Origin of the sequence: Bacillus sp. S2(2019) (assembly GCF_005144805.1) — a bacterium.
Taxonomy (GTDB): domain Bacteria; phylum Bacillota; class Bacilli; order Bacillales; family Bacillaceae; genus Bacillus; species Bacillus altitudinis.
On sequence record NZ_SWFL01000001.1, the window covers coordinates 846197 to 867051 of the forward strand.

At 41.3% G+C, this 20855-nt stretch carries 17 protein-coding genes; 5 read left to right on the forward strand and 12 right to left on the reverse strand.

The window, feature by feature from the left end; translation table 11 throughout:
• Positions 1-46 precede the first annotated feature (46 nt).
• A complete protein-coding gene (locus FBF75_RS04320) occupies positions 47-1330 on the reverse strand; it encodes a M48 family metallopeptidase (RefSeq protein WP_136944469.1) in 1284 nt (427 codons plus the stop codon).
• Positions 1331-1504: 174 nt separating this feature from the next.
• Here FBF75_RS04320 and FBF75_RS04325 point away from each other — a divergent pair, with 174 nt between their 5' ends.
• The gene (locus FBF75_RS04325) at positions 1505-1921 is read left to right on the forward strand and encodes a YhfM domain-containing protein (RefSeq protein WP_007497192.1); all 417 of its coding nucleotides are present in this window, start codon (positions 1505-1507) and stop codon (positions 1919-1921) included.
• Between the two features lie 15 nt (positions 1922-1936).
• Here FBF75_RS04325 and FBF75_RS04330 read toward each other — a convergent pair whose 3' ends face one another.
• From FBF75_RS04330 to FBF75_RS04340, 3 genes are all read right to left on the reverse strand, one after another.
• On the reverse strand, positions 1937-3490 hold the full coding sequence (locus tag FBF75_RS04330; RefSeq protein WP_060780940.1) for a fatty acid--CoA ligase family protein: 1554 nt from the start codon (positions 3488-3490) through the stop codon (positions 1937-1939).
• A 172-nt stretch (positions 3491-3662) separates the two neighbouring features.
• A complete protein-coding gene (gene lplA / locus FBF75_RS04335) occupies positions 3663-4652 on the reverse strand; it encodes a lipoate--protein ligase (RefSeq protein ID WP_008348846.1) in 990 nt (329 codons plus the stop codon).
• A 2-nt stretch (positions 4653-4654) separates the two neighbouring features.
• Positions 4655-5398, reverse strand: a complete 744-nt coding sequence (locus FBF75_RS04340) for an MBL fold metallo-hydrolase (RefSeq protein ID WP_056705114.1) — start codon at positions 5396-5398, stop codon at positions 4655-4657.
• Positions 5399-5553: 155 nt separating this feature from the next.
• On the opposite strand from FBF75_RS04340, the gene yhfH reads away from it, so the two are divergent.
• A complete protein-coding gene (gene yhfH / locus FBF75_RS04345; RefSeq protein ID WP_008359029.1) occupies positions 5554-5691 on the forward strand; it encodes a protein YhfH in 138 nt (45 codons plus the stop codon).
• A gap of 339 nt (positions 5692-6030) precedes the next feature.
• Complete coding sequence (locus tag FBF75_RS04350; RefSeq protein ID WP_008348850.1) at positions 6031-7320, forward strand: cation:dicarboxylate symporter family transporter; 1290 nt, start codon at positions 6031-6033, stop codon at positions 7318-7320.
• Between the two features lie 32 nt (positions 7321-7352).
• Here the strand turns inward: FBF75_RS04350 and FBF75_RS04355 are convergent, their stop codons facing one another.
• The 7 genes from FBF75_RS04355 to FBF75_RS04385 all read right to left on the reverse strand — a co-directional run bounded on the left by FBF75_RS04355 (position 7353) and on the right by FBF75_RS04385 (position 17603).
• A complete protein-coding gene (locus FBF75_RS04355) occupies positions 7353-8402 on the reverse strand; it encodes a M42 family metallopeptidase (protein ID WP_025207042.1) in 1050 nt (349 codons plus the stop codon).
• A gap of 348 nt (positions 8403-8750) precedes the next feature.
• A complete protein-coding gene (locus FBF75_RS04360) occupies positions 8751-11060 on the reverse strand; it encodes a YhgE/Pip domain-containing protein (RefSeq protein WP_136944471.1) in 2310 nt (769 codons plus the stop codon).
• A 64-nt stretch (positions 11061-11124) separates the two neighbouring features.
• A complete protein-coding gene (locus tag FBF75_RS04365) occupies positions 11125-11703 on the reverse strand; it encodes a TetR/AcrR family transcriptional regulator (RefSeq protein WP_007497184.1) in 579 nt (192 codons plus the stop codon).
• 175 nt (positions 11704-11878) lie between these two features.
• A complete protein-coding gene (hemY, locus tag FBF75_RS04370) occupies positions 11879-13291 on the reverse strand; it encodes a protoporphyrinogen oxidase (RefSeq protein WP_048002574.1) in 1413 nt (470 codons plus the stop codon).
• A 22-nt stretch (positions 13292-13313) separates the two neighbouring features.
• Positions 13314-14252: a ferrochelatase gene (gene hemH, locus FBF75_RS04375; RefSeq protein ID WP_017366949.1), complete on the reverse strand. Its 939-nt coding sequence runs from the start codon at positions 14250-14252 to the stop codon at positions 13314-13316.
• Between the two features lie 32 nt (positions 14253-14284).
• The gene (hemE, locus tag FBF75_RS04380; protein WP_136944472.1) at positions 14285-15343 is read right to left on the reverse strand and encodes a uroporphyrinogen decarboxylase; all 1059 of its coding nucleotides are present in this window, start codon (positions 15341-15343) and stop codon (positions 14285-14287) included.
• Positions 15344-15467: 124 nt separating this feature from the next.
• On the reverse strand, positions 15468-17603 hold the full coding sequence (locus FBF75_RS04385) for a transglycosylase domain-containing protein (RefSeq protein WP_136944473.1): 2136 nt from the start codon (positions 17601-17603) through the stop codon (positions 15468-15470).
• Positions 17604-17730: 127 nt separating this feature from the next.
• Between FBF75_RS04385 and FBF75_RS04390 the strand changes: the two genes are divergently transcribed.
• Entirely contained in the window at positions 17731-18216 is a 486-nt protein-coding gene (locus tag FBF75_RS04390; RefSeq protein WP_136944474.1) for an antibiotic biosynthesis monooxygenase family protein, read from the forward strand.
• Between the two features lie 697 nt (positions 18217-18913).
• Entirely contained in the window at positions 18914-20101 is a 1188-nt protein-coding gene (locus FBF75_RS04400; protein ID WP_008348870.1) for a M20 family metallopeptidase, read from the forward strand.
• A gap of 28 nt (positions 20102-20129) precedes the next feature.
• Here FBF75_RS04400 and FBF75_RS04405 read toward each other — a convergent pair whose 3' ends face one another.
• Positions 20130-20837, reverse strand: a complete 708-nt coding sequence (locus tag FBF75_RS04405; RefSeq protein WP_061418577.1) for an EcsC family protein — start codon at positions 20835-20837, stop codon at positions 20130-20132.
• Positions 20838-20855: the final 18 nt, after the last annotated feature.

The window sequence follows — 20855 nt, forward strand, 5'->3', positions numbered from 1 at the left end:
AATAAGTGTGACAAAAAAATCCGGCGAACTGAGCCGGATTTTTTATTTATTGCTTTTTCGATGTTTCCTCTTTTTTTGCGGCTTTTTCCATATCGATGATTCTCTCCATCATCGTTGGGTGTCCATAGCGGAATATTTTCACTAAAAGTGGCGGATTGACTTGGGAAAGCCCTGATTTTGCAAGCTTTTGAAATGACGTCACCCCCGCCTCTCCATCTTTCGTCAAATTCACGGCATATTCATCAGCTGCACGTTCTTGATGTCTTGACACAGCATTTGTAAAAGGAGAAGCAGCAAATGACAGCATAGATACAATGATCAACAGAAGCGGAAGAGCAGCAACGTCATGTGGTGCCTTCAGACGAAATGGAGAAGCGCCTTTTTGGTAAAGGGAAAAATAAAGACGGTCAATGGCAAAAAATCCAACCAGAGACAACACTAAATATCCTGCTAAACCGATATACACATGCTTCATCACGTAATGTCCCATCTCATGCGCCATGATAAATAAGATTTCACGGTCTTTCAGCTTTTGAAGTGTCGTATCCCACAAAACAATACGCTTATTTTCACCAATTCCTGTGACGTAAGCATTCATCGTGTTTGTTTTCTCTGACATGTTGACTTCATATACATGATCTGCTGGAATGTGTGCTTTCTCTGCAAGAGTTAATATCTTTTTCTCAAGCGCTTGATCCTTCAATGGGTAAAAATCATTGTAGAGTGGATCAATAACGACCGGCTGTATAAAGAAGAGAAATAGTGTAACTGGAACGGTTAAACACCAAGCATACAGCCACCAATATTTCCTTTTCTTTTGAATGAGCCAAAAGAACACAATCGCGCATAGAACAAGCAGTGGATATTGAATCCAAAAATCAAGCGTTTGGTCTTTTAGCCAACTTGCTGTGCTTTGTGCTGAAACACCGTAGTACAAGGACAACTGGTAGCTCACCCACTTGACCGGCAATGTGATCAGCATCGTCAAAAGTGACAGCACAAACACATACACAAGTTTGCTCACAAGGTGAAAACGAGCTGCTGCCAAGCTCCAATCTGCTAATTTCCTTGAAAACCCTGAAATGAGCAAAAGGAAAAAGACATACCAATCTAAAGGAATTGTCATAAAGTACAACAGGTTACGAATGTTCGAGTAATTTCCACTGATCAAAAGCTCATGGCTTGTCATAAATGTATGCGGGTCTGCACTTGTCCCTTTCACACTGTCAGGGACAGATGAATCCCCCATTAGAAATAAGTAAGAATAAATAAAAAGACCGTACAATATGTATGCTACCGTTGCAAGAGCTACCCATTTGCGTACTCGCACTGGTCAGCCTCCTTTCCATTTCTCTCTATTGTAATCACGCACGTTTTTGTTTAGAACCTGTCTCATGTGGCTCCATCATAGCATGCCCTATCTGAAAAAGCTTGAGTGAAAAAATGATTATGCTGTTCAAAAATCGGAGAAACTAACCATAAAAAAGTGAGTTGGAGGTTCATCATGAAGAAAATCCTTGCAGGAATTGTGATCTTTGGGCTTTTACTGATTACCTTCTTTTATGTGTTCAGCCGGACAAGTGACATCTTCGATGAAAATCGAGCAGAGAAATTATTGCTTTCACCGACGAACCAGTCCATTTCTTATGAAATAGATGATAAAGATACAACTGAGGATCTAATTGAACAATTAAACAAAGGGAAACAAACAAGCAGCCATCTCAAAAAGAATGTAAAAAAGCCAGATTATATCGCCAAGGTCATGTTTGGACGGACAAATGGCACTTCTTTTCAGCTATGGACCAACCGCTCTCAAGTTGTTTTTTTAGTAGACGGCACCTATTATGAATTAAATCAAAAACAGTCAAATTCCTTTCGAAAACAGGTACAAGAAGCGATTCAAAAAGGAGCCTCTTCATAAGAAGAGACTCTTTTTTTATTTACTTGTTTCTGCTTGGTACTTGTCTTTTAGCGCTCTTCTTAAAATTTTACCAGTCGTGTTTTTTGGAATATTATCAATGAAATGGATCGTTTGGGGCTGCTTATATTTCGCCAAATAGCGTGAACAATGGGTGATGATGTCTTCTTGATTGATGTGAGCATGTTTCTTAGGGGAAATGTAACAGACAACAGCCTCTCCTGTGTTTGGATCTGGCACACCGATGACAACGGCTTCTGCTACAGCTTCATGTTGATAAAGCACTTCTTCTACTTCTCTTGGATAGACATTATACCCGCCAACGAGAATCATGTCCTTTTTTCGATCGACGATATAAATATATCCGTCTTCATCTCTTCTCGCCAAATCTCCTGTGTACAGCCAGCCGTCTTTCAGGGCCGCCTCTGTGTCTTCTGGCATTTGATAATAGCCTTTCATAATGTTTGGCCCTTTTGCGATGAGTTCTCCGACTTCGTTTGGTCCAACTTCCTCTCCAAGTTCATTCACAATCTTATTTTTCACATTCATAATATCAGTGCCGACCGAGCCTGGTTTTCTTTTTCCATCAAGGGGATTGAATGCCGTCACTGGGGAAGCCTCTGATAATCCGTAACCCTCTAGCACCGTGACACCGAACTTTTCTTCAAAACCGTGAAGTAAAGCAACAGGCATGGACGCACCGCCTGATATACAAATCCTCACCGACTTCATCGCTTCCTCATGACCGTCCTGGCGGTATAAATAGTTATACATGGTTGGAACTCCCACAAATAGCGTTGGTTTTTCTTTCTCCATCATTCGTAAAAGCTCTGATGGGCTGAAATGCGGCAGGACATAAATGGTCGCTCCATGCATCAAAGGGGCATTCATACAGACGGTCAAACAAAACACATGGAACATCGGCAAAGCAGCAATCACCTTGTCCTTCTCATCAATTGACAGGTACTCCGCAATGTCTCTTGCATTTGAATAAAGGTTAACATGAGTGAGCATTGCCCCTTTTGGTTTTCCTGTTGTGCCAGATGTAAATAAAATAACGGCCGTATCGTCAGGTTGTATGGAAGGATGCTCAGCTTCTGGTGCATCTCCAGACACAAGCTTTCCGAAGAAAACAAGACGATCAGATACTTCTTTTAAACTTGACCTACACGCAGATTCATTTTGAGCACAAATAATGACTCGTTCAATCGCTGGAAGCTGTTCATACACCTGCTCGTATATCGGCAGAAGCTGATCCGGAGCAACAATCCCTTTTACATCACCAGTGACCAGCATATAGCCAATTTCACTTGGCGTATATGTTGGATTGACAGGTACAACAACAAGCCCTGCCTTTAATGCACCAAAAAATGAAATCACAAAATGCGGTGAATTTCCTAAAATCAGCGCGATATGATCTCCCGCTTGAAACCCTTCGCTCACTAAACCATCTGCAAAACGTTCGATACTTGTCATCAGTTCTTGATAGGTCCACTTGTTCCCTTCAAAGATCAGTGCGACGTTCTCTCCCTTGGTCATCGCAGTCTGCTCAAGATTTTTGATCAAATCCATTCTCCCACCCCTTATACTTCATCAATGAATGAATAGCCATTCATTTTATGACCAAACATTCCTCCTTTCTATTATAATAGACAATCGAAAAAATTCACAAGATCAAATGTAAACCGCTTTCATCTCTTTCATTAGAAAAAGCACCGCTATCTCTAGCCGTGCTTGTCCTTGCTTAATAAATCAAATCCAGAAAATCTTCTTTTGATACGTTACCAAAATAATGGCGCATATCCATGTCTTCTAATACATCACTAATGGTTTTGCGATCATATTGCTGCCCAATGAGTCGTTTCTCAATATCAGCAATATCCCCTACACCGAAGAAGTCACCAAAAATTTTGCAGTCTTGAATGATGCCTTTTTTCACTTCTAATCGAAGATCAATCGATCCAGCTGGAAAACGCTTAGAGTGCTGCAAGTTAAACTTAGGTGAACGGCCGTAGTTCCATTCCCATTTTTGGTATCGATCACGAGAAATCTCATGAATCTTCTCCCAATCCTTTTCTGTCAGCTGATACTCAGGCACGTCTCCGTTCGTGTCAAAAATATAGCTTAAAAGAATTTTTCTAAATTCTTCTGTTGTCATCTTTTGATCCATCAGTTCACTAATATTCGCAACCCTGCTTCTAATGGATTTGATGCCTTTTGATTCGATCTTTTCTTTCTTCACATTTAATGCCGAGACAACATGTTCGATTTCTGAATCAAATAATAGGGTGCCGTGACTGAAGATACGTCCTCGTGTAGCAAATTGAGCATTCCCCGAAATTTTACGCCCATCTGCCATGATGTCATTTCTGCCGCTTAATTCCGCTTTGACGCCAAGCTTTTCAAGCGCTTTGATGACTGGCTCGGTGAATTTTTTAAAGTTATGAAAGCTGTCCCCATCGTCTTTTGTAATAAAACTGAAGTTCAAGTTTCCTTTGTCATGGTAAACTGCACCACCGCCAGATAACCGGCGAACGACTTTGATGCCATTGTCTTCCACATATTTTGTGTTGATTTCTTCTATTGTATTTTGGTTCTTTCCAATAATAATAGACGGCTGGTTGATGTAAAACAGCAAATACGTTTCTTCTGGATCTAAATATTTTAAGCAATACTCTTCAATTGCTAAATTAATCATTGGGTCATAATGTTGCTCGTTATCGATAAACAGCATCTCTATCTTCCTTCCTTGTTCCATCTAAGCCCTGAATGGGCAAGCTGTATATTGCCAGTATATAACGCCTGTGCTTCATTGACTAGGTCTTTATGCCGACCGAAATGAGGCAGATGGGTGATGATGAGCTCCCCAACATTTGCTTCACTAGCCAGCTTCCCTACTTCAGTACTGTTCATATGTCCTGCACCCGATCCGTCTTGTCCGGCGTAAAAGTTGCTTTCGGCAATAAGTAAGTCTGCATCCTTGCTAAAAGGGATAAATGCATCCTGATAGCTGGAGTCGGCTGTATACACCACCACAGCCTCATGTGCCTGAATTCTCATCGCATAGCATTCTGCCGGATGAACCGTTTTCAAAAAATCAATTTGAAATGGTCCGATTTGAATGCCCTCTTCCGGCTGATAAGGTTTTGTCTTTGTATGTACATCATCAGAGAGCCGCTGAAATGCTGCTTGATCCCCGGTGTGTCCGTAGATCGTCAGCGGACCACTGCTTTTTCCTAAATGATAACCCACTAGCTTCGCATATTGGAGAGGTCCGATATCTGCAATATGATCGTGATGATAATGAGAAAGGAGTACAGCATCTAGTTCTTCTATATCAATGTATTGCTGAAGCTTTGACAGAACTCCGCTCCCGCAGTCGACAAGCAGACGAAAACCATCTGATTCAAAAAGATAACCTGATGTGGCTTCACCAGCTGCTGGAAATCCTCCGTAGCAGCCAATCACGGTTAATTTCATCGTCATATTTCCTCCTTTTCAAAAAATCCCCTTCTTACAATATACCCATTTTTCATAAAAAAAGCATTCTTCTTGCCTATTGTTACAAAACAGATTGACAATTATTAATCTGTTATAATACAATGATAGCAATAAAACGTATTGGAGGATGACAAATGCTAGGAAAAATCACTGAGTTTTTTAGAAATTTGCCTTCAAAAAAATGCACAAAATGTGGAAATGATTTAATGGAACAGCACGAGTGTTACGGTAATGAATGTGAGGAATGCTCACAAGTAAGTTATCTTAAATAAGGTAATAAATAGAATAAAAAAGCACTTTTTTCCTCCATCGTCAGTTGGAGTCAAAAGTGCTTTTTATTTTTTCTGAAAAATAGGTAAAAAGGTAAAACCCTTGGTACAGAAGGGTTTTTTAGTATTTTCATATGATGACTTTTAGTTCGGAAGGCACTTTTTATTGACTTAAAACAACGAAGGGGGTTCGAAGTGTCCATTTTTTCAAATAATTTTGTATTTTCTTAATATAATTTAATCGTGGACGAACCTCTTTAATTTTAGTTATACTTTAATTCATATATTAAAACTTAATATAATGGGAATATCCCTTTAATGAATATGTTAGGGAGGAAATCTATGAAAAAATTAAAATTTGGATTAGCTACTCAAATCCTAATCGGTCTTATTCTCGGTGTCGTGGTTGGTGCGATCTTTTTCGGTAACCCTGGTGTTGAGACATATTTAAAACCAATTGGAGACTTCTTCTTACGACTCATTAAGATGATTGTCATTCCGATTGTCGTATCTAGCTTAATTTTAGGTGTTGCAGGTGCGGGTGATGGTAAAAAAGTAGGGAAGCTTGGTTTTAGAACCATTCTTTATTTTGAAATTATCACAACGTTTGCGATCATCCTTGGTCTTGTGCTTGCGAACTTTGTTCAACCAGGTGCAGGCGTTGACTTTGGACATACAGAAAAACAGGATATTAGCCAGTATGTTGAAACGGAAAAAGAACAAAGCAGTAAATCAGTTGCTGATACGTTCCTTCATATCGTTCCGACGAACTTCTTCCAATCATTGGCGGAAGGTGATTTGCTTGCGATTATTTTCTTCACTGTATTATTCGCACTTGGCGTTTCAGCGATTGGTGAACGCGGCAAACCAGTGCTCGCCTTCTTTGAAGGTGTGTCACATGCGATGTTCCATGTCGTCAATGTTGTGATGAAAGCTGCACCATTTGGTGTGTTCGCGCTCATTGGTGTGACAGTATCAAAATTTGGTCTTGAATCTCTCGTTTCATTAGGTAAGCTCGTAGGTCTTGTTTATTTTGCGCTCGCTCTCTTCCTTATCGTTGTATTCGGAATTATTGGAAAGATGATTGGCGTCAATATTTTCAGATTTCTTGCTTACATGAAAGACGAAATGCTTCTCGCCTTTAGTACATCCAGCTCTGAAACAGTTTTACCGAGAGTCATGGATAAAATGGAGCGCATCGGGTGTCCAAAAGGAATTGTTTCTTTTGTTATCCCAATTGGTTATACGTTTAATCTGGACGGCTCCGTCTTGTATCAAGCCATTGCGGCGCTTTTCCTAGCGCAGGTATATGGCATTGACCTCACGATCGTACAGCAGCTCACACTAATCCTTGTACTGATGGTGACATCAAAAGGAATGGCTGCCGTTCCTGGTACATCCTTTGTTGTATTACTTGCAACACTCGGAACGATTGGTGTTCCTGCTGAAGGTCTAGCCTTTATTGCAGGTGTTGATCGTATCATGGATATGGCAAGAACCGTTGTCAACTTAACTGGTAATGCACTTGCAGCTGTCGTGATGTCTAAATGGGAAGGGCAATATGACCCTGAAAAAGGACACCGCGTGATGACTGGACAAGATGTACCTGAGCCAACACAACTTTCAAGCTAATCAAAAAGAACCCCGATCATGGGGTTCTTTTTTTATACTGTGATTAATTTGCTTTGAACATAGTGGTACAGAAGATTGGCTGTATGAATCAAGGAGTCTTCATGGGTTCTTTCAAAGGCATGCGAAGAGTCAATGCCAGGTCCAATCAGTCCATGAATGATATCATGCCCTGCTCGAATCGCTGCTGACGCATCTGAGCCATAATAAGGGTATATATCAAGGCGGTAATCGATTTTATTTGCCTCAGCTAATGCTGCTAGATGTTTGCGGAGACCATAGTGATAAGGACCGCTAGAATCCTTCACACATATCGACACACTGTATTCATCGGTTGATTGACCGTCACCGATGGCGCCCATATCAACGGCCAAATATTCCACCGTTTCTTCCGGGATATTCGAGTTCCCACCGTATCCGATTTCTTCATTATTTGAAATTAAGAAATGTGTCGTATGCGGCAATGTGATGTTCTCTGTTTGAATGCGGTGAATCAATCTCAGCAACAACGCCACACTTGCCTTATCATCAAGGTGTCTTGATTTAATAAAACCTGAAGACGTCACTTCCACTCTAGGATCAAATGAGATAAAGTCTCCTACTTGAATGCCGAGTGCTTGCACATCGTCTGCATTTTTCACTTTCTCATCTAAGCGAATCTCCATATTTTCTTGATTTCGCTTCGCTTTTCCAGCATCCTCATATACGTGAACGGACGTTTGATGCATCAGAATGGTACCTGTGTATGTACGGCCTGTTACTGTTTCAATTTCACAATACTCGCCTTCTATCGAGTTATATTGAAAGCCTCCAATGAGTGCAAGACGCAGCCGGCCATTTGATTTAATTTCTTTGACCATCGCACCGAGCGTATCGACATGTGCTGTCAGCATGCGGTGTTCCTTGTCATCTGTTCCTTTTAGGGTGGCAATTAATCCGCCTTTTCGATTTCGCTTCGTTTCAATATGTAAATCTTGTAAAAAACGTTCGACAAAGCCAATCACTTTCTCAGTATTTCCTGATGGACTTGGGATCGACACAAGCTTTTGAATAAGCTGAACCGTTTCATTTACTTCCGTTGTCATTCGGCATATCCTCCTTCATCTAAAAGAAATTCTTTCCAAGCATGCCTTTTTTCAGCATCCTTCTTAAAATATATCGCTTCGGGTTCCTGATGTCTAATTTCTAATCAAAAAAACCTTTCTCATGGAAGAGAAAGGTTTCAGATTGTTGACAAAGGGCTAAAATGAACTTGATTTTAGCCCTTTGTCTTCTTTTCAGCGTGATAGAAAACCTTTGCATGCTAGGAAGGACGAGCATCGGGGCGGAGCGAATTTAACATTCGTGAGCACCGAAGCGCAGGACTGACACCGCATGCGAGGGTTTGTCTACACGCTGAAAACCTTTCTCATGGAAGAGAAAGGTTTTTTTGATTAAGCTTCTTCTTGTTTCATTTTTCTTATGTTCCAAGCAAAGTATGCTGTTGTTGCAGCCATCATGATGATGGCTACTGTTCCAAGAATCGCTGCTTGGTGCCATAAATAACTGTTATCACCGCTTGCAATGATCGTTCTAAATCCGTTGATGGTATACGTCATTGGAAGCAGACTGTGAATGACTTGGAAGAATTTTGGTACAAGCTCAAGCGGGAATGTACCCGCACTTGCTGCAAGCTGAAGAACCAAGATAATGACGGCAATGAAGCGTCCTGGATTCCCCATCGTCGTCGCAAGAAGCTGAATGATCGCTAGGAATGTCAGACTGACGATGATTGCAAAGAGATAGAAGCGCCAGAGGCTTTCCACTTCAAGTCCAAGCCCAAAGATCAGCATGGTGCTTGCAATCACTGCCTGCAAGATACCGACTAAGAGAAGCACACTATATTTGCTGACAAACCATTCAAACGCATTTCTAGGGCGTCCTGCAGGATCTTTCATTGGGAATACAACAGTCAGCATAAGAGCTCCAACAAAGAGTCCCATTGATAAAATATATGGTGTGAGCCCTGTTCCATAGTTATCAATTTTTTTCGCTGTATCATTCTCTGTTTTGACTGGGCTTGCAATCATATTGTAGTTGTCCTGCCCCGCATCAATGTCTCCTGTTTCATCTGCAGCGCTTTTTAGCTTATCAGAAAGCTTTCCAGTCCCACTTTTTAAGTCACCTAATCCTTTATCAAGGGATTTTGACCCTTCAGCTAGTTTAGAAGAGTTGCTTTGGATACTCGCTGATCCACTTTCTAGTTTATTCAATGCTGCACTAAGCTGACTTGATCCGTTTGCCAGTTTATCCGCACCACTTTTCGCTGTATCAAGCTTTCCATTTGCTGTTTGCAGGCCATCTTGTAATTTCCCTTGTCCCGTTTGAAGCTTCAGTGCACCTTGATACAATTTATTCGTACCGGATGTCATTTGATCAATCGCATTTTGTATGGCGACTGTCGATGTATACAGCTGTTCTGTTTTCTCTGGCAGCTGCTTGACTTGCTGTAGCTGTGCTTTTGCAGATGCAACCGCAGACTGAACTTCACTTGCGTCAGGCAGTTCCTGCAGCGCCGCTAAGCTTTGCTCAAGACCAGACAAATCAGGCAGTTCGATTGTAGGAAGACTGTCTAGCTGATCCATTGCCGCCTTTTTCTCTTCATCTGTCATCGAGCTGTTTTGAATAATACTTTTTACTTTTGCATCTCGATTAGATAATGCTTCTTTTAAAGAAGCAAGTTTGGTACTAAACGTTTTTGCATCTTTTTTCACCTGATCAATCTTAGGCGCCATCTTTTCAAGATTCGCTAATTCAGGTGAAGACAATACTTTCTCCACAGCAGCGATTTTTTCTGAAAATGACTGTGCTTTATTGTTCAGCTGCTCAATGCCTGCTGTGAATTGCGGCATTTTAGAAGAAAGCTGCTCATGTCCTTCACGGCTTGTGTTTAACCCTTCGGTCAATGTATCAATTCCTGTGCCAAGCTCACCAAATTTCTGATCAAGCGTTTGATAGCCTGTTAAGAGCTGACCAAGACCGCTATCAAGAGATTGAATTCCAGTGTTCAGTTCACCCATTTTTCCTGCAAACTGATGAACACCTTCGCTATACGTTAACGTTCCTTCTGCCAATTTCGCCAAATTGTCTTTTAACTTTTGGCTACCGTCTTTTGCGCTTTTTGTTCCGTCATCAATTTTCTTCGCTCCATCGCTTGCTTGATCTAATCCTTTTGCAATCGTTTTGAAGTTATCAAAGATGACCTCTGCATAATTTTCTGTGACTTCCTTTGAAACCGAATCTTTTAATTTGATAATGGCGTTATTCGCAATTTGAGACGCAGCATAGTTTGCGCCTGGATTCGTATAATATTTCAGATTCGATTTTTTCGGATGTTTGTCTAGTACTGTACTCGCATTTTTCGAGAAATCTTTCGGAATCTCGACGACGAGATAATAGTCTTCGTTATTTAACCCTTTGATGGCCTTTTCTTCACTATCAACAAAATGCCATTTGAAACTATCGTTTTTCTTCAATTCCTTCACTAAATCATCGCCCACTTGAAGGGTTTTGCCGTCATAATGACTACCTTCATCCAAGTTGACAACCGCTACAGGTAATTGATCAACTGTACCATATGGATCCCAGTAAGCTTTTAAAAATACACCACTATAAATCAGTGGAATAAATAAGACAGCTAAAATCGGGATCAGTAGTTTTTTGCTCGTCACAATGTCTTTCCATTGATTCCGAATTACATTCATTGCTGTTTTCCTCCCATTGATGAATGACTAAATTAAGAATTCGGTCATTTGAACTTAAAAAAAATTATGTTGTTGCAGACAGTCCTTTTAGTACATAAAGCTCGAGCGATTCAGCGACCTCTTCTTTTGTTAAAGGCTCATATCGCTTTTCCCAGTCAAAAATAAGTGCAATATATAGTTTCACCATCACAAATGCCGTCAATTCAGGATCACAGGGCTTAATGTCGCCTTTTTCAATCGCTTCTTTTACTTTTGTTTTAATATAGCGAATGATCATCTGCTCCATTTTTTCAATCATTTCTTTCACTGCTGATGTGCCAAGCTCTGCATTTTCCTGAAAGATTTTAATTGTAAGTTGGTGGTTTTTTCGAAATTCTAATATTGCAAAGAGTGCTAAGTGAAGGTTTTCAGAGAAACTATTCTTCTCATCTATTGCTTCATCTGCAATTTTCCTCATCTCCATTAACAGTGATGTGAAAATTTCATCGAACAGCTCTTCTTTGTTTTTAAAAAAGGTATAAATCGTTCCTTTTCCGACGTTGGCAAGCTTTGCTACAAGGTCCATTGTCGTGGCTTTATACCCGAACTGGGTAAATGCCTTTGTTGCTCCATCTAAAATCATTTGTCTCCTATCAACACTCATGATCTCACTCCCAAAATGACTATTTGAACGTTTCGGTCATTAAGTACAGAAAGTAATATACCACATCTTTTTCGTCAGATGCAACAACTTTGTTCAATTTTATTATTCACCACTCTTTTCTAAACATACGAACATGAAAAACTCCCTTTCCATGACAGAAAAGGGAGTTTGTTTTTTATGAAAATAGATAAGATACAGCTTCTGAGATGGCAGCTTTTCCTTGATCAATACAATCAGGAATCCCAACACCTTCAAATGCAGCACCCGTGATATAAATACCAGGATATGATTGCTTAAACGTTTCTCTCATCGTCGAAATCTGTTTTTGATGACCCACATGATATTGCGGCATGCTTGTTTTCCAGCGAGTCACTGTCGTCAGCTCTGGATCTGCTTTAATATCCATGATTTTCTTCAAATCCTCCAGCACGATGCTCACGATTTGATGATCAGACTGTTCGACAATTGATTCATCGCCAGCTTTCCCAACATATGCACGAAGCAATGTTTTTCCTTTAGGTGCAGTGTGAGGCCATTTCTTATTTGTCCACGTACATGCTGTAATGGAGAAATCACTATTTCTTGAGATGACAAAACCAGTGCCATCATATTCATTGTGAACATCCTCTTCTTTAAATCCGAGTGCAACTGTTGCAACAGAAGTCGATGTCATGTCATGCAAGTACTCAAGCCCTGCTTCTTTTGGAAACATGGAATAGATCGATTGGTGAGGAGTTGTCACAATGGCAGAATCTGCAAAAAGCGTTTGACCGCTGTCTAATTGAACGCCATAACCTCCCTCGGCTTTTTCGATCTGGGTCACTTTTGTCCCTTTGTAAATCTTCGTCAGCTTGAGTTTACTTTCGACCGCTTCAACAAGTGCTTGCAGCCCTTGATTGATTGTCTGGAACTGTCCTTGCTTTTTCGCTGTCACTTGTTGCGCTTTTGCATGCTGCTGTGATTTTTTCATCCCAAGAATCAAACTACGATGCTTCTGTTCTGTTTGATAGAACTGCGGGAAGGTAGACATTAAGCTCAGGCGATCAATGTCACCAGCATAAATGCCTGATAGTAGCGGTTCAATTAAATTCTCCACCACTTCATCACCCACACGTCTTCTAAAAAATTCCCCAAGAGATTGATCTTCTGTCTGTTTGCTTTTTGGCAAAACGAAATCCATCGCTGCACGTGCTTTTCCGGCAACTGAAAAAAGCCCAGTTGTAATGAAAGGACTGATTTGAGTTGGAATGCCCATGACAGCGCCCTTTGGCATCGGATGAAGGGTTTCATTGACTAATACATACGCTTGCCCTGTTTCATTATTGACGAGCTGATCAGATAGGCCAACATCTTTTGCCAGCTGGGGTCCACTGACCTTTCTTTCTAAAAATGAATCGGGTCCACGTTCAATGATATAACCGTCTTTATATAATGTTTGAATTTTTCCACCTAGCCTAGGACTCGCTTCAATAAGAGATATTTGGAGAGGAAGGCCTTTTTCTTCAATTTCCTTTTCCAAATAGAAGGCGGCGGCCAAACCCGTGATGCCACCGCCAATGATGACAAGGTGTTTTTGATTGTCATGCATAGGATCGCCTTCTTTTATATGATTACTTACTTTCATTAAGCTTCTTTAATACGACTGCTGCCAGTGCATCAATAAATGCTGGTTTCGCATTTGGCATTTCTGGACGATAGTAGGCTGCACCAATTTCATCCGTGACGACTTTACATTCATAATCATTGTCGTATAACACTTCAAGGTGATCAGCGACAAATCCAACAGGCACGTATACAAATGTTTTATAGCCTTTTTGCTCAAATAGGTCACGCGTGAGATCCTGTACGTCTGGTCCAAGCCACGGATCAGGCGTATTGCCTTCACTTTGCCAGCCAATTTCATAATGCTCAATTCCTGCACCTTCAGCAATCATTTTTGCAGATTGTGCAAGCTGATCAGGGTATGGGTCCCCTGCTGCAATAATTTTTTCAGGAAGACTGTGTGCAGACACAATCAGCACTGCTGAATCTCTTTCTTCCTGACTCATGGATGCATACGTCTCTTTCACTTGTTTCACCCAATAGTCCACAAACTTCGGCTCATCGTACCAGCTTTCAACAGAAGTAATGTTCAGATGGCCAAGCTTTTCTGCTTCATCTTGTGCACGTTTGTTATACGATTTCACACTAAATGTGGAGAAGTGCGGTGCTAGGACAATACTCACCGCTTCTGTGATACCATCTCGGTGCATGTCAGCGACAGCATCTTCAATGAAAGGCTCGATGTGTTTTAACCCAATGTATACATGAAATTCAATCTCGTCTTGGATCTCATTCAAATGTTCACACAAACCATTTGCCTGCTGTTCTGTAATTTTTGATAAAGGAGAAATGCCGCCAATTGCCTTGTAGCGGTCCTTTAAATCTTGCAGCATCTCCGGCTCTGGCTTTCTGCCTCTGCGGATATGTGTATAGTAACGTTCAATGTCTTCTTCTTTATATGGGGTGCCATATGCCATGACAAGTAGCCCCATTTTCTTTTTCTCCACAACCAACACTCCTTCGGATCATTTGAAATCATTTAGATGGATGTCTTTTTATGTTTAGCTGAATAATCGTGAATAAAATCAGTCAGCTTCTTTAACGTGTCTGGTGAGACATCAGGAAATACCCCGTGACCTAAGTTAAAGATGAATTGATCTGATTTCATTCCTTGATCTAAAATCGCTTTTGCTCTTTCTTCAATCACTTCCCAAGGAGAAAGTAATATCGTTGGATCAAGGTTTCCTTGTAACGTTTTTGTTAAGCCTTCTTTTCGCGCTTCGTCTATACTCATACGCCAATCCAGTCCAACGACATCAAGCGGCAAGTCATGCCAATCTTTCGCCAGATGGCTCGCACCGACACCATACATAATCATTGGTACGTTTTCAGACTTCAGCTCTGTGAAAATACGCTGCATGACAGGCTTAATGAAGGTCCGGTAATCTGCTGCATTTAAAGCGCCAACCCAAGAGTCGAAGATTTGAAATGCTCGGACGCCTGCTTTTACCTGAGCGCGTATGTATGTGATCGTCATATCGGCTAATTTATTCATCAAAAGCATCCATGTCTCTGGCTCACTGTACATGAGCGCCTTTGTTTTATGATAATTTTTAGATGGACCGCCTTCGATCATATAGCTTGCCATCGTAAAAGGTGCACCTGCGAAACCAATCAGCGGAACATTCAACTGCTCCTCTGTTAACAGCTTGATCGTATCAAGCACATATGGCAGGTCTTCTTCAGGATGAAGCTCTCCAAGACGCTGGATATCTGCCTTTGTCCGAATAGGCGAGTCAATCACTGGTCCAATTCCATTTTTAATTTCAACATCCACTCCAATAGCTGGAAGCGGAGTCATAATATCTTTATATAAAATAGCGGCATCTACACCATATTGTTCTACAGGAAGTCTTGTTACGTAAGCACATAGCTCTGGCTGATGCGTAATTTCAAATAGCCCGTATTTTTCTTTAAGGACACGATATTCAGGCTGCGAGCGTCCTGCCTGTCTCATATACCAAACCGGTACATGGTCTGTTTTTTCCCCTTTGCACGCCTTTAAGAACGTGTCATTAAAAGCCTTCGTTTTTCCCATTACCTTTCATTCCACCTTTCGCCTCACACTCTCTTTGTATAAGGCTCAAACACTGCTTTTACTATACCGCTTTTTCAAGGCTCGGTATACTAAAGCGGCTCAATGTTCAAAAAATCGCCGAATATTAACGTCCAAAAGCCTCTGGCTTGATATAAGCACTACCTTCGCCTTCTTCTTCTGTTTGAGTATTGTATGGAACAACTTTATACTGCACATCTGAAAACACATTTGCATACGGCATTGTGTAGCTGTTTGTTCCTGTTACTGAGTCGATCAGGGTCTCGCTTCCATTTCTCTTTTCATAAATACGATATTCAACGCGTTTGTCTTCCTGTTCATCCCATGACAGCTCCAATGTAAAGAGCCCTTTGATTTTAAATGCATAACGTGCTTCAAAGCCTGACAGTCCTTCTAAATGGATTGGCGATTGAAGTTCTTTAATTCCCTCTGGTTTTTGGAATGTTTCATTGGTTATTTGAGCGGTCGTTAAAATATCTTTCATTAACTGCACTGGATACTGACTGCCGCCAGTTAAATAATGACTGTTATCCGTTTTGTCATACCCCATCCAGATTGCCCCTGTTGTACTAGGCGTGTAGCCAGCAAACCAAGCATCTTTCGTTGCCCCTTTGACACCGGAATACGTAGTTGTGCCTGTTTTACCAGCCAAATCTCCAGCGTATGATCCGCTCTGAGCGGTTCCGCCTTTGACGACCTGTTGAAGCATTCTTGTCATATTCCAAGCATTTTGTACGCTAAACACTCGTTCTTCTTTGTTTCGATTTTTTTCAACGGTTTCACCATCATCATTCGTGATTTTCTGAATGAAGAATGGCTTTTTATAGACGCCTTCATTTGCAAATGTATGAAATGCTCCAGCCATCTGCAATGGAGAAACCCCTTTTTCTAACCCGCCAAGCGCTATGGCAAGTCCTTTATCCGAAATATCCATTCCCATTTTCTCAAGATAGGATTTAGAGGTATCGATGCCAAGCTGGCTTAACGTCCATACGGCAGACGTATTTTTACTTTTCATGAGAGCCTCTACCATCGTGACCCTGCCCTCGTACTGTCCATCGTAGTTCTTTGGAGAATAGCCGTCATAGCTTTTTTCCTTGTCCTCAAGCAGTGAATACGGTCTGAATTTTTTCTCCTGCATCGCTGGACCATATACTGCGATCGGCTTAAAGACAGAACCAGGCTGTCTAACAGCTGTGACTCTGTTATAGCCTCTTGCCTGATATTCTCGTCCGCCTATTGCTGCTTTTACACCACCAGATGCGTTGTCAATAAACACAGCGCTGCCTTCAGGTGACCCGCTTTTTCCCGGGAAATAACGATTGTTTTTCATCGCATCATAGGCAACTTTTTGCAAATTCATATCGATTGGTACGGTAATAGTATAGCCGCCTTGAAGCAATTGTTCATGCGAAATCGAATACTGTGATTCTGCTTCTTTAATCATGAGATCTACATAACTGTCCACCCAAGGGGTTTCTGATTTCTTTTTTAAATGAATACCAAGTGTTCTTCCTTTTGCTTCAACTGTTTCTGTAGAAGACAAATATCCTTGTTCATTCATTAAATTCAGGATGGTATCCCGTCTTTGTTTATTTTTATCTGGGTGTAGAACAGGGGAATACGTTGAAGGTGCCTTTGGCATGGCAGCAAGTGTAGCTCCTTCACTGACAGTGAGATCTTTTACATCTTTACTAAAATAGTAATTGGCCGCTGCTTGGATCCCATAGACGCCATGACCAAAGTAAAGCTGATTCAAATACATTTCAAGCAGCTTGTCCTTTGAATAATCTCTTTCTAAATTGATCGCAATAATGACTTCTTTTGTTTTTCGAAGAAACGTTTTATCATTTGTGAGAAAGATATTTTTGGCGAGCTGCTGGGTGATGGTACTGCCGCCTTCTACCTTTCCACCTGCTAATATATCTCGATAAACCGCCCTTGAAATCGATTGTGCATCAATTCCGTGGTGCTCATAAAAGCGCTTGTCCTCTACAGCAACAAAAGCTTTCGCCACTTTATCTGGGACCTCTTTTAATGACACAGGGTCCCGATTTTCTGAATACATGCTTGTGAGTTCTTTTCCATTCTGATCAATGATTTTCGAGGAAGCGTGAAAAACGAGCTTCTTTTCGTCTATGACATAATGTCCTAAAAATAAAATGGTCAGATAGCCAATAAATGAAAGCACGATTGTACTTCCTGCAATGACTAATGGAATGATTATCTTCTTTTTCTTCAAATTAGGTCACCTCATTCCTTTATACGGATAGTATGGGATGTATTGCTTCATAATATGTTTTATGGATTGACTACCAAAGAATTATATATCATTCTTTTGTTATACTATCAAGCAGGAGGCGGTTTAGATGAATTTCTATATTACATATGGAACAGCAGACTTTTTGCAAAAAATCGCAAAAAAACATCATCTTGAAAATCTGCTTTATACGGTCGGTAAGGAACAAGCGGCTCTTTTTCATGAAACGGAGGGTGAGACAGTCTTTAAAGCACCCCATGCCTATGATGTGATTTATACAAAAGGTGGGCTCGTCCAATCTGGCTTTGTCACGCTGAATCATATCCCTGTAAAGCTCGAAAGCAGAGCACTTTTTGAATCCACCTTTCAGAAAAAAACAAATATGTCAGAACACCAGCGCGGCTTTCAGGCGCTTCGTGTGTTAAGACCAAAAAAGGATGAAGAGGTGTACTTAATTTTGACCCTTTGGGAATCTGAAGACTTATTTCAAGACTTTCAAGAGTCAGAAGCGTTCTTTCAGCCGCACGAGGATACTGGCTCCATCTTCTCTCGTCCTGCCTATCTGACATCCTATCATGCCGTCATAGACCATTGAGGAAGTGCTACTCTTCGCACTTCTTAGATTGTTGACAAAGGGCTAAAATGAACTTGATTTTAGCCCTTTGTCTTCTTTTCAGCGTGATAGAAAACCTTTGCAGTCTAGGAAGGACGAGTACTGGAGCGGAGCGAATTTGACATTCGTGAGCACCAGCACGCAGGACTGACAAAGAATGCGAGGGTTTGTCTACACGCTGGGAAGTGCTGCTCTTCGCACTTCTTTTTTTCATAAAAAAAAGCCCTTCTACTGCTGGGCTTTCAACGCTTTTCTCTAAGCTCATACCGATGAATGATTGGCTGAAGTACATAAAAATTCAGCAAGATCCATCCTAATAAGATTGGCCATTTGAGCATAGGTGAAGCACCTTTCATCTGAATAAGTAGTACCAACAGTGGAATCAAACAAATCATCAAAAAGCTCATCTTCGAAACGAACGTTTCTTTGATTTGATGCCGGCAACTTGGACAAAGCATCATTCTCGTATGCGATAAATGAAATTTTTCGACGAAAGAAAATGCTTTTGAACAATTTGGACAGCTTCCCAATGCCACTCCCCCTTTTTCAAGCTTCATACTTAACCTTCGACTTTTATGTAAAATGACCTTTTCTATCATTCTCGACATCCTCTTCTGTTGAAAGATTCTAACAATTACCATACAATCAGTAAAAGAGCCTAAAGGAGGTTTTCGGATCAATGACAGTATCCACTTTACACAAAAGGATCAATGAACGTCTTGATGAACATTATGAGGAAATGGTTGAAATTAGACGCCATCTCCATATGAATCCAGAACTTTCTTTTCAAGAAGAGGAAACAGCTGCTTACATCGCTCAATATTATGACAGATTACATATCCCAACACGCACACATGTAGGCGGACATGGTGTACTCGCTTTTATTGAAGGAGCTTCCCCTGGACCGACCATTGCACTGAGAGCTGATTTTGATGCACTTCCCATTCATGATGAAAAGGATGTACCTTACCGTTCAACAAAACCTGGCGTCATGCACGCATGTGGTCATGATGGCCACACAGCAACACTTCTCGTCTTAGCGAAGATCTTACATGAGCACCGAGATCAATTAAAAGGAAAAATCGTCCTTATTCATCAACACGCTGAAGAATATGCCCCCGGCGGTGCGAAACCAATGATTGAAGATGGCTGTTTAGACGGTGTTGACGTCATTTTCGGCACTCACCTTTGGTCATCAGAGCCATGCGGCACTGTTCTTTATAAAAGCGGGAACTTTATGGCAGCCGCCGATCGTTTCTCTATTCAAGTGCAAGGGAAAGGTGGACATGGCGCACAGCCGCATCTGACGAAAGATGCCGTACTCATCGGTTCACAAATTGTAGCCAATCTTCAGCAGGTCGTGGCCCGTAAAGTCAACCCGATTGATTCTGCGGTTGTATCTGTAGGAGGATTTGTCGCTGAAAATGCCTTTAACGTCATTGCAGATTCGGCCGTGCTGACAGGTACTGCACGTTCCTTTGAAGAGAGTGCACGTCATATCATTGAACGTGAAATTGAACAGGTGGTGAAAGGTGTCTGCCACATGCACGATGCCTCTTATACTTATGAATATGTAAGAGGCTATCCTGCAGTCAAAAATCACCCTGCACCAACTGAATATATAGCAGAAATAGCCAAACAGACAGAAGGAGTCACAGAAGTAAAAGAAGCAGAAACCCAAATGGGCGGAGAAGACTTTGCTTACTACCTTCAGCATGTTCCTGGTACTTTCTTCTACACAGGCGCTATGCCAGAAAACAGCCAAGATGTGTATCCACATCACCATCCGAAATTTGATATTAACGAAAACGCAATGCCTGTCGCAGCAAAGGTACTCGCTCATGCCGTCCTTTCCTACGATGAATAAAAAAAAGCCGCTGCCACCAGCGGCTTTTCTATTTCAATTCTTTCAACACACGCAAGTGAAACACATGGCGTGCGACTTCACCAAGCTGTCCTGTCAGCTGATGATTTGCCACCCCGCCAACAGCGGCACCGACCACAGGCATTAATTGAAACAGCTTCACAAGATCAATATAATCTCGATATTCCTGCTGAAAGCTATACCAATCCATTTCTTCCCGGGTTGTTTCCCATTCTTCAATGAGTTTCATCATTTTTTGACGGTGTGCACTGCTTGAAAAGGCGAGTTGAAAAATACAAAGCAAAAAGAGCCTTTCCTCTTTTTGAGACAAGTCAAATCCATATATACAAGCAAGTTCATATAGACATTTCATTTTAATACTCAAAAGGAGAGGGAAATCCGCCATTCCGAGAAACAATCCACCCGCACCTGTGCCAATTCCTTCAATCGCAGCGGCCTTTTGATAATATGTCACCTTTTCCTTTGCCAGCTCATTTCGCTCTACAAGAGACAATTGTTCATCAATGACTGTAAATGAAGTAAAATGGCTTCCTGATACGGTGGATTCAACCATTGTTTTCACCGCACTTGTGATGACTTGATGAAATCGAGCAGGGATTCGGCGATTCACTTGCTGCTGAACGCCTTTTGAAAACCGCTCGATCTTGGATGGTTTTCTTAAAAAACGCATTTGAAAAAAAATGGCCTCTTCATACAGTTCCCGTTCAGCTGCATTCATCCCAGTTCCCTCCTTGGT

Excerpts from the sequence above, each read along its gene's own strand:
- FBF75_RS04400 (WP_008348870.1), top strand. The coding sequence starts at position 18,914 with ATGACAGTATCCACTTTACACAAAAGGATCAATGAACGTCTTGATGAA.
- yhfH (WP_008359029.1), top strand. The coding sequence starts at position 5,554 with ATGCTAGGAAAAATCACTGAGTTTTTTAGAAATTTGCCTTCAAAAAAA.
- lplA (WP_008348846.1), bottom strand. The coding sequence starts at position 4,652 with ATGCTGTTTATCGATAACGAGCAACATTATGACCCAATGATTAATTTA.
- hemY (WP_048002574.1), bottom strand. The coding sequence starts at position 13,291 with ATGCATGACAATCAAAAACACCTTGTCATCATTGGCGGTGGCATCACG.
- hemE (WP_136944472.1), bottom strand. The coding sequence starts at position 15,343 with ATGGGAAAAACGAAGGCTTTTAATGACACGTTCTTAAAGGCGTGCAAA.
- FBF75_RS04340 (WP_056705114.1), bottom strand. The coding sequence starts at position 5,398 with ATGAAATTAACCGTGATTGGCTGCTACGGAGGATTTCCAGCAGCTGGT.
- FBF75_RS04365 (WP_007497184.1), bottom strand. The coding sequence starts at position 11,703 with ATGAGTGTTGATAGGAGACAAATGATTTTAGATGGAGCAACAAAGGCA.
- FBF75_RS04355 (WP_025207042.1), bottom strand. The coding sequence starts at position 8,402 with ATGACAACGGAAGTAAATGAAACGGTTCAGCTTATTCAAAAGCTTGTG.
- FBF75_RS04360 (WP_136944471.1), bottom strand. The coding sequence starts at position 11,060 with ATGAATGTAATTCGGAATCAATGGAAAGACATTGTGACGAGCAAAAAA.
- FBF75_RS04330 (WP_060780940.1), bottom strand. The coding sequence starts at position 3,490 with ATGGATTTGATCAAAAATCTTGAGCAGACTGCGATGACCAAGGGAGAG.
- FBF75_RS04350 (WP_008348850.1), top strand. The coding sequence starts at position 6,031 with ATGAAAAAATTAAAATTTGGATTAGCTACTCAAATCCTAATCGGTCTT.
- FBF75_RS04390 (WP_136944474.1), top strand. The coding sequence starts at position 17,731 with ATGAATTTCTATATTACATATGGAACAGCAGACTTTTTGCAAAAAATC.
- FBF75_RS04405 (WP_061418577.1), bottom strand. The coding sequence starts at position 20,837 with ATGAATGCAGCTGAACGGGAACTGTATGAAGAGGCCATTTTTTTTCAA.
- FBF75_RS04325 (WP_007497192.1), top strand. The coding sequence starts at position 1,505 with ATGAAGAAAATCCTTGCAGGAATTGTGATCTTTGGGCTTTTACTGATT.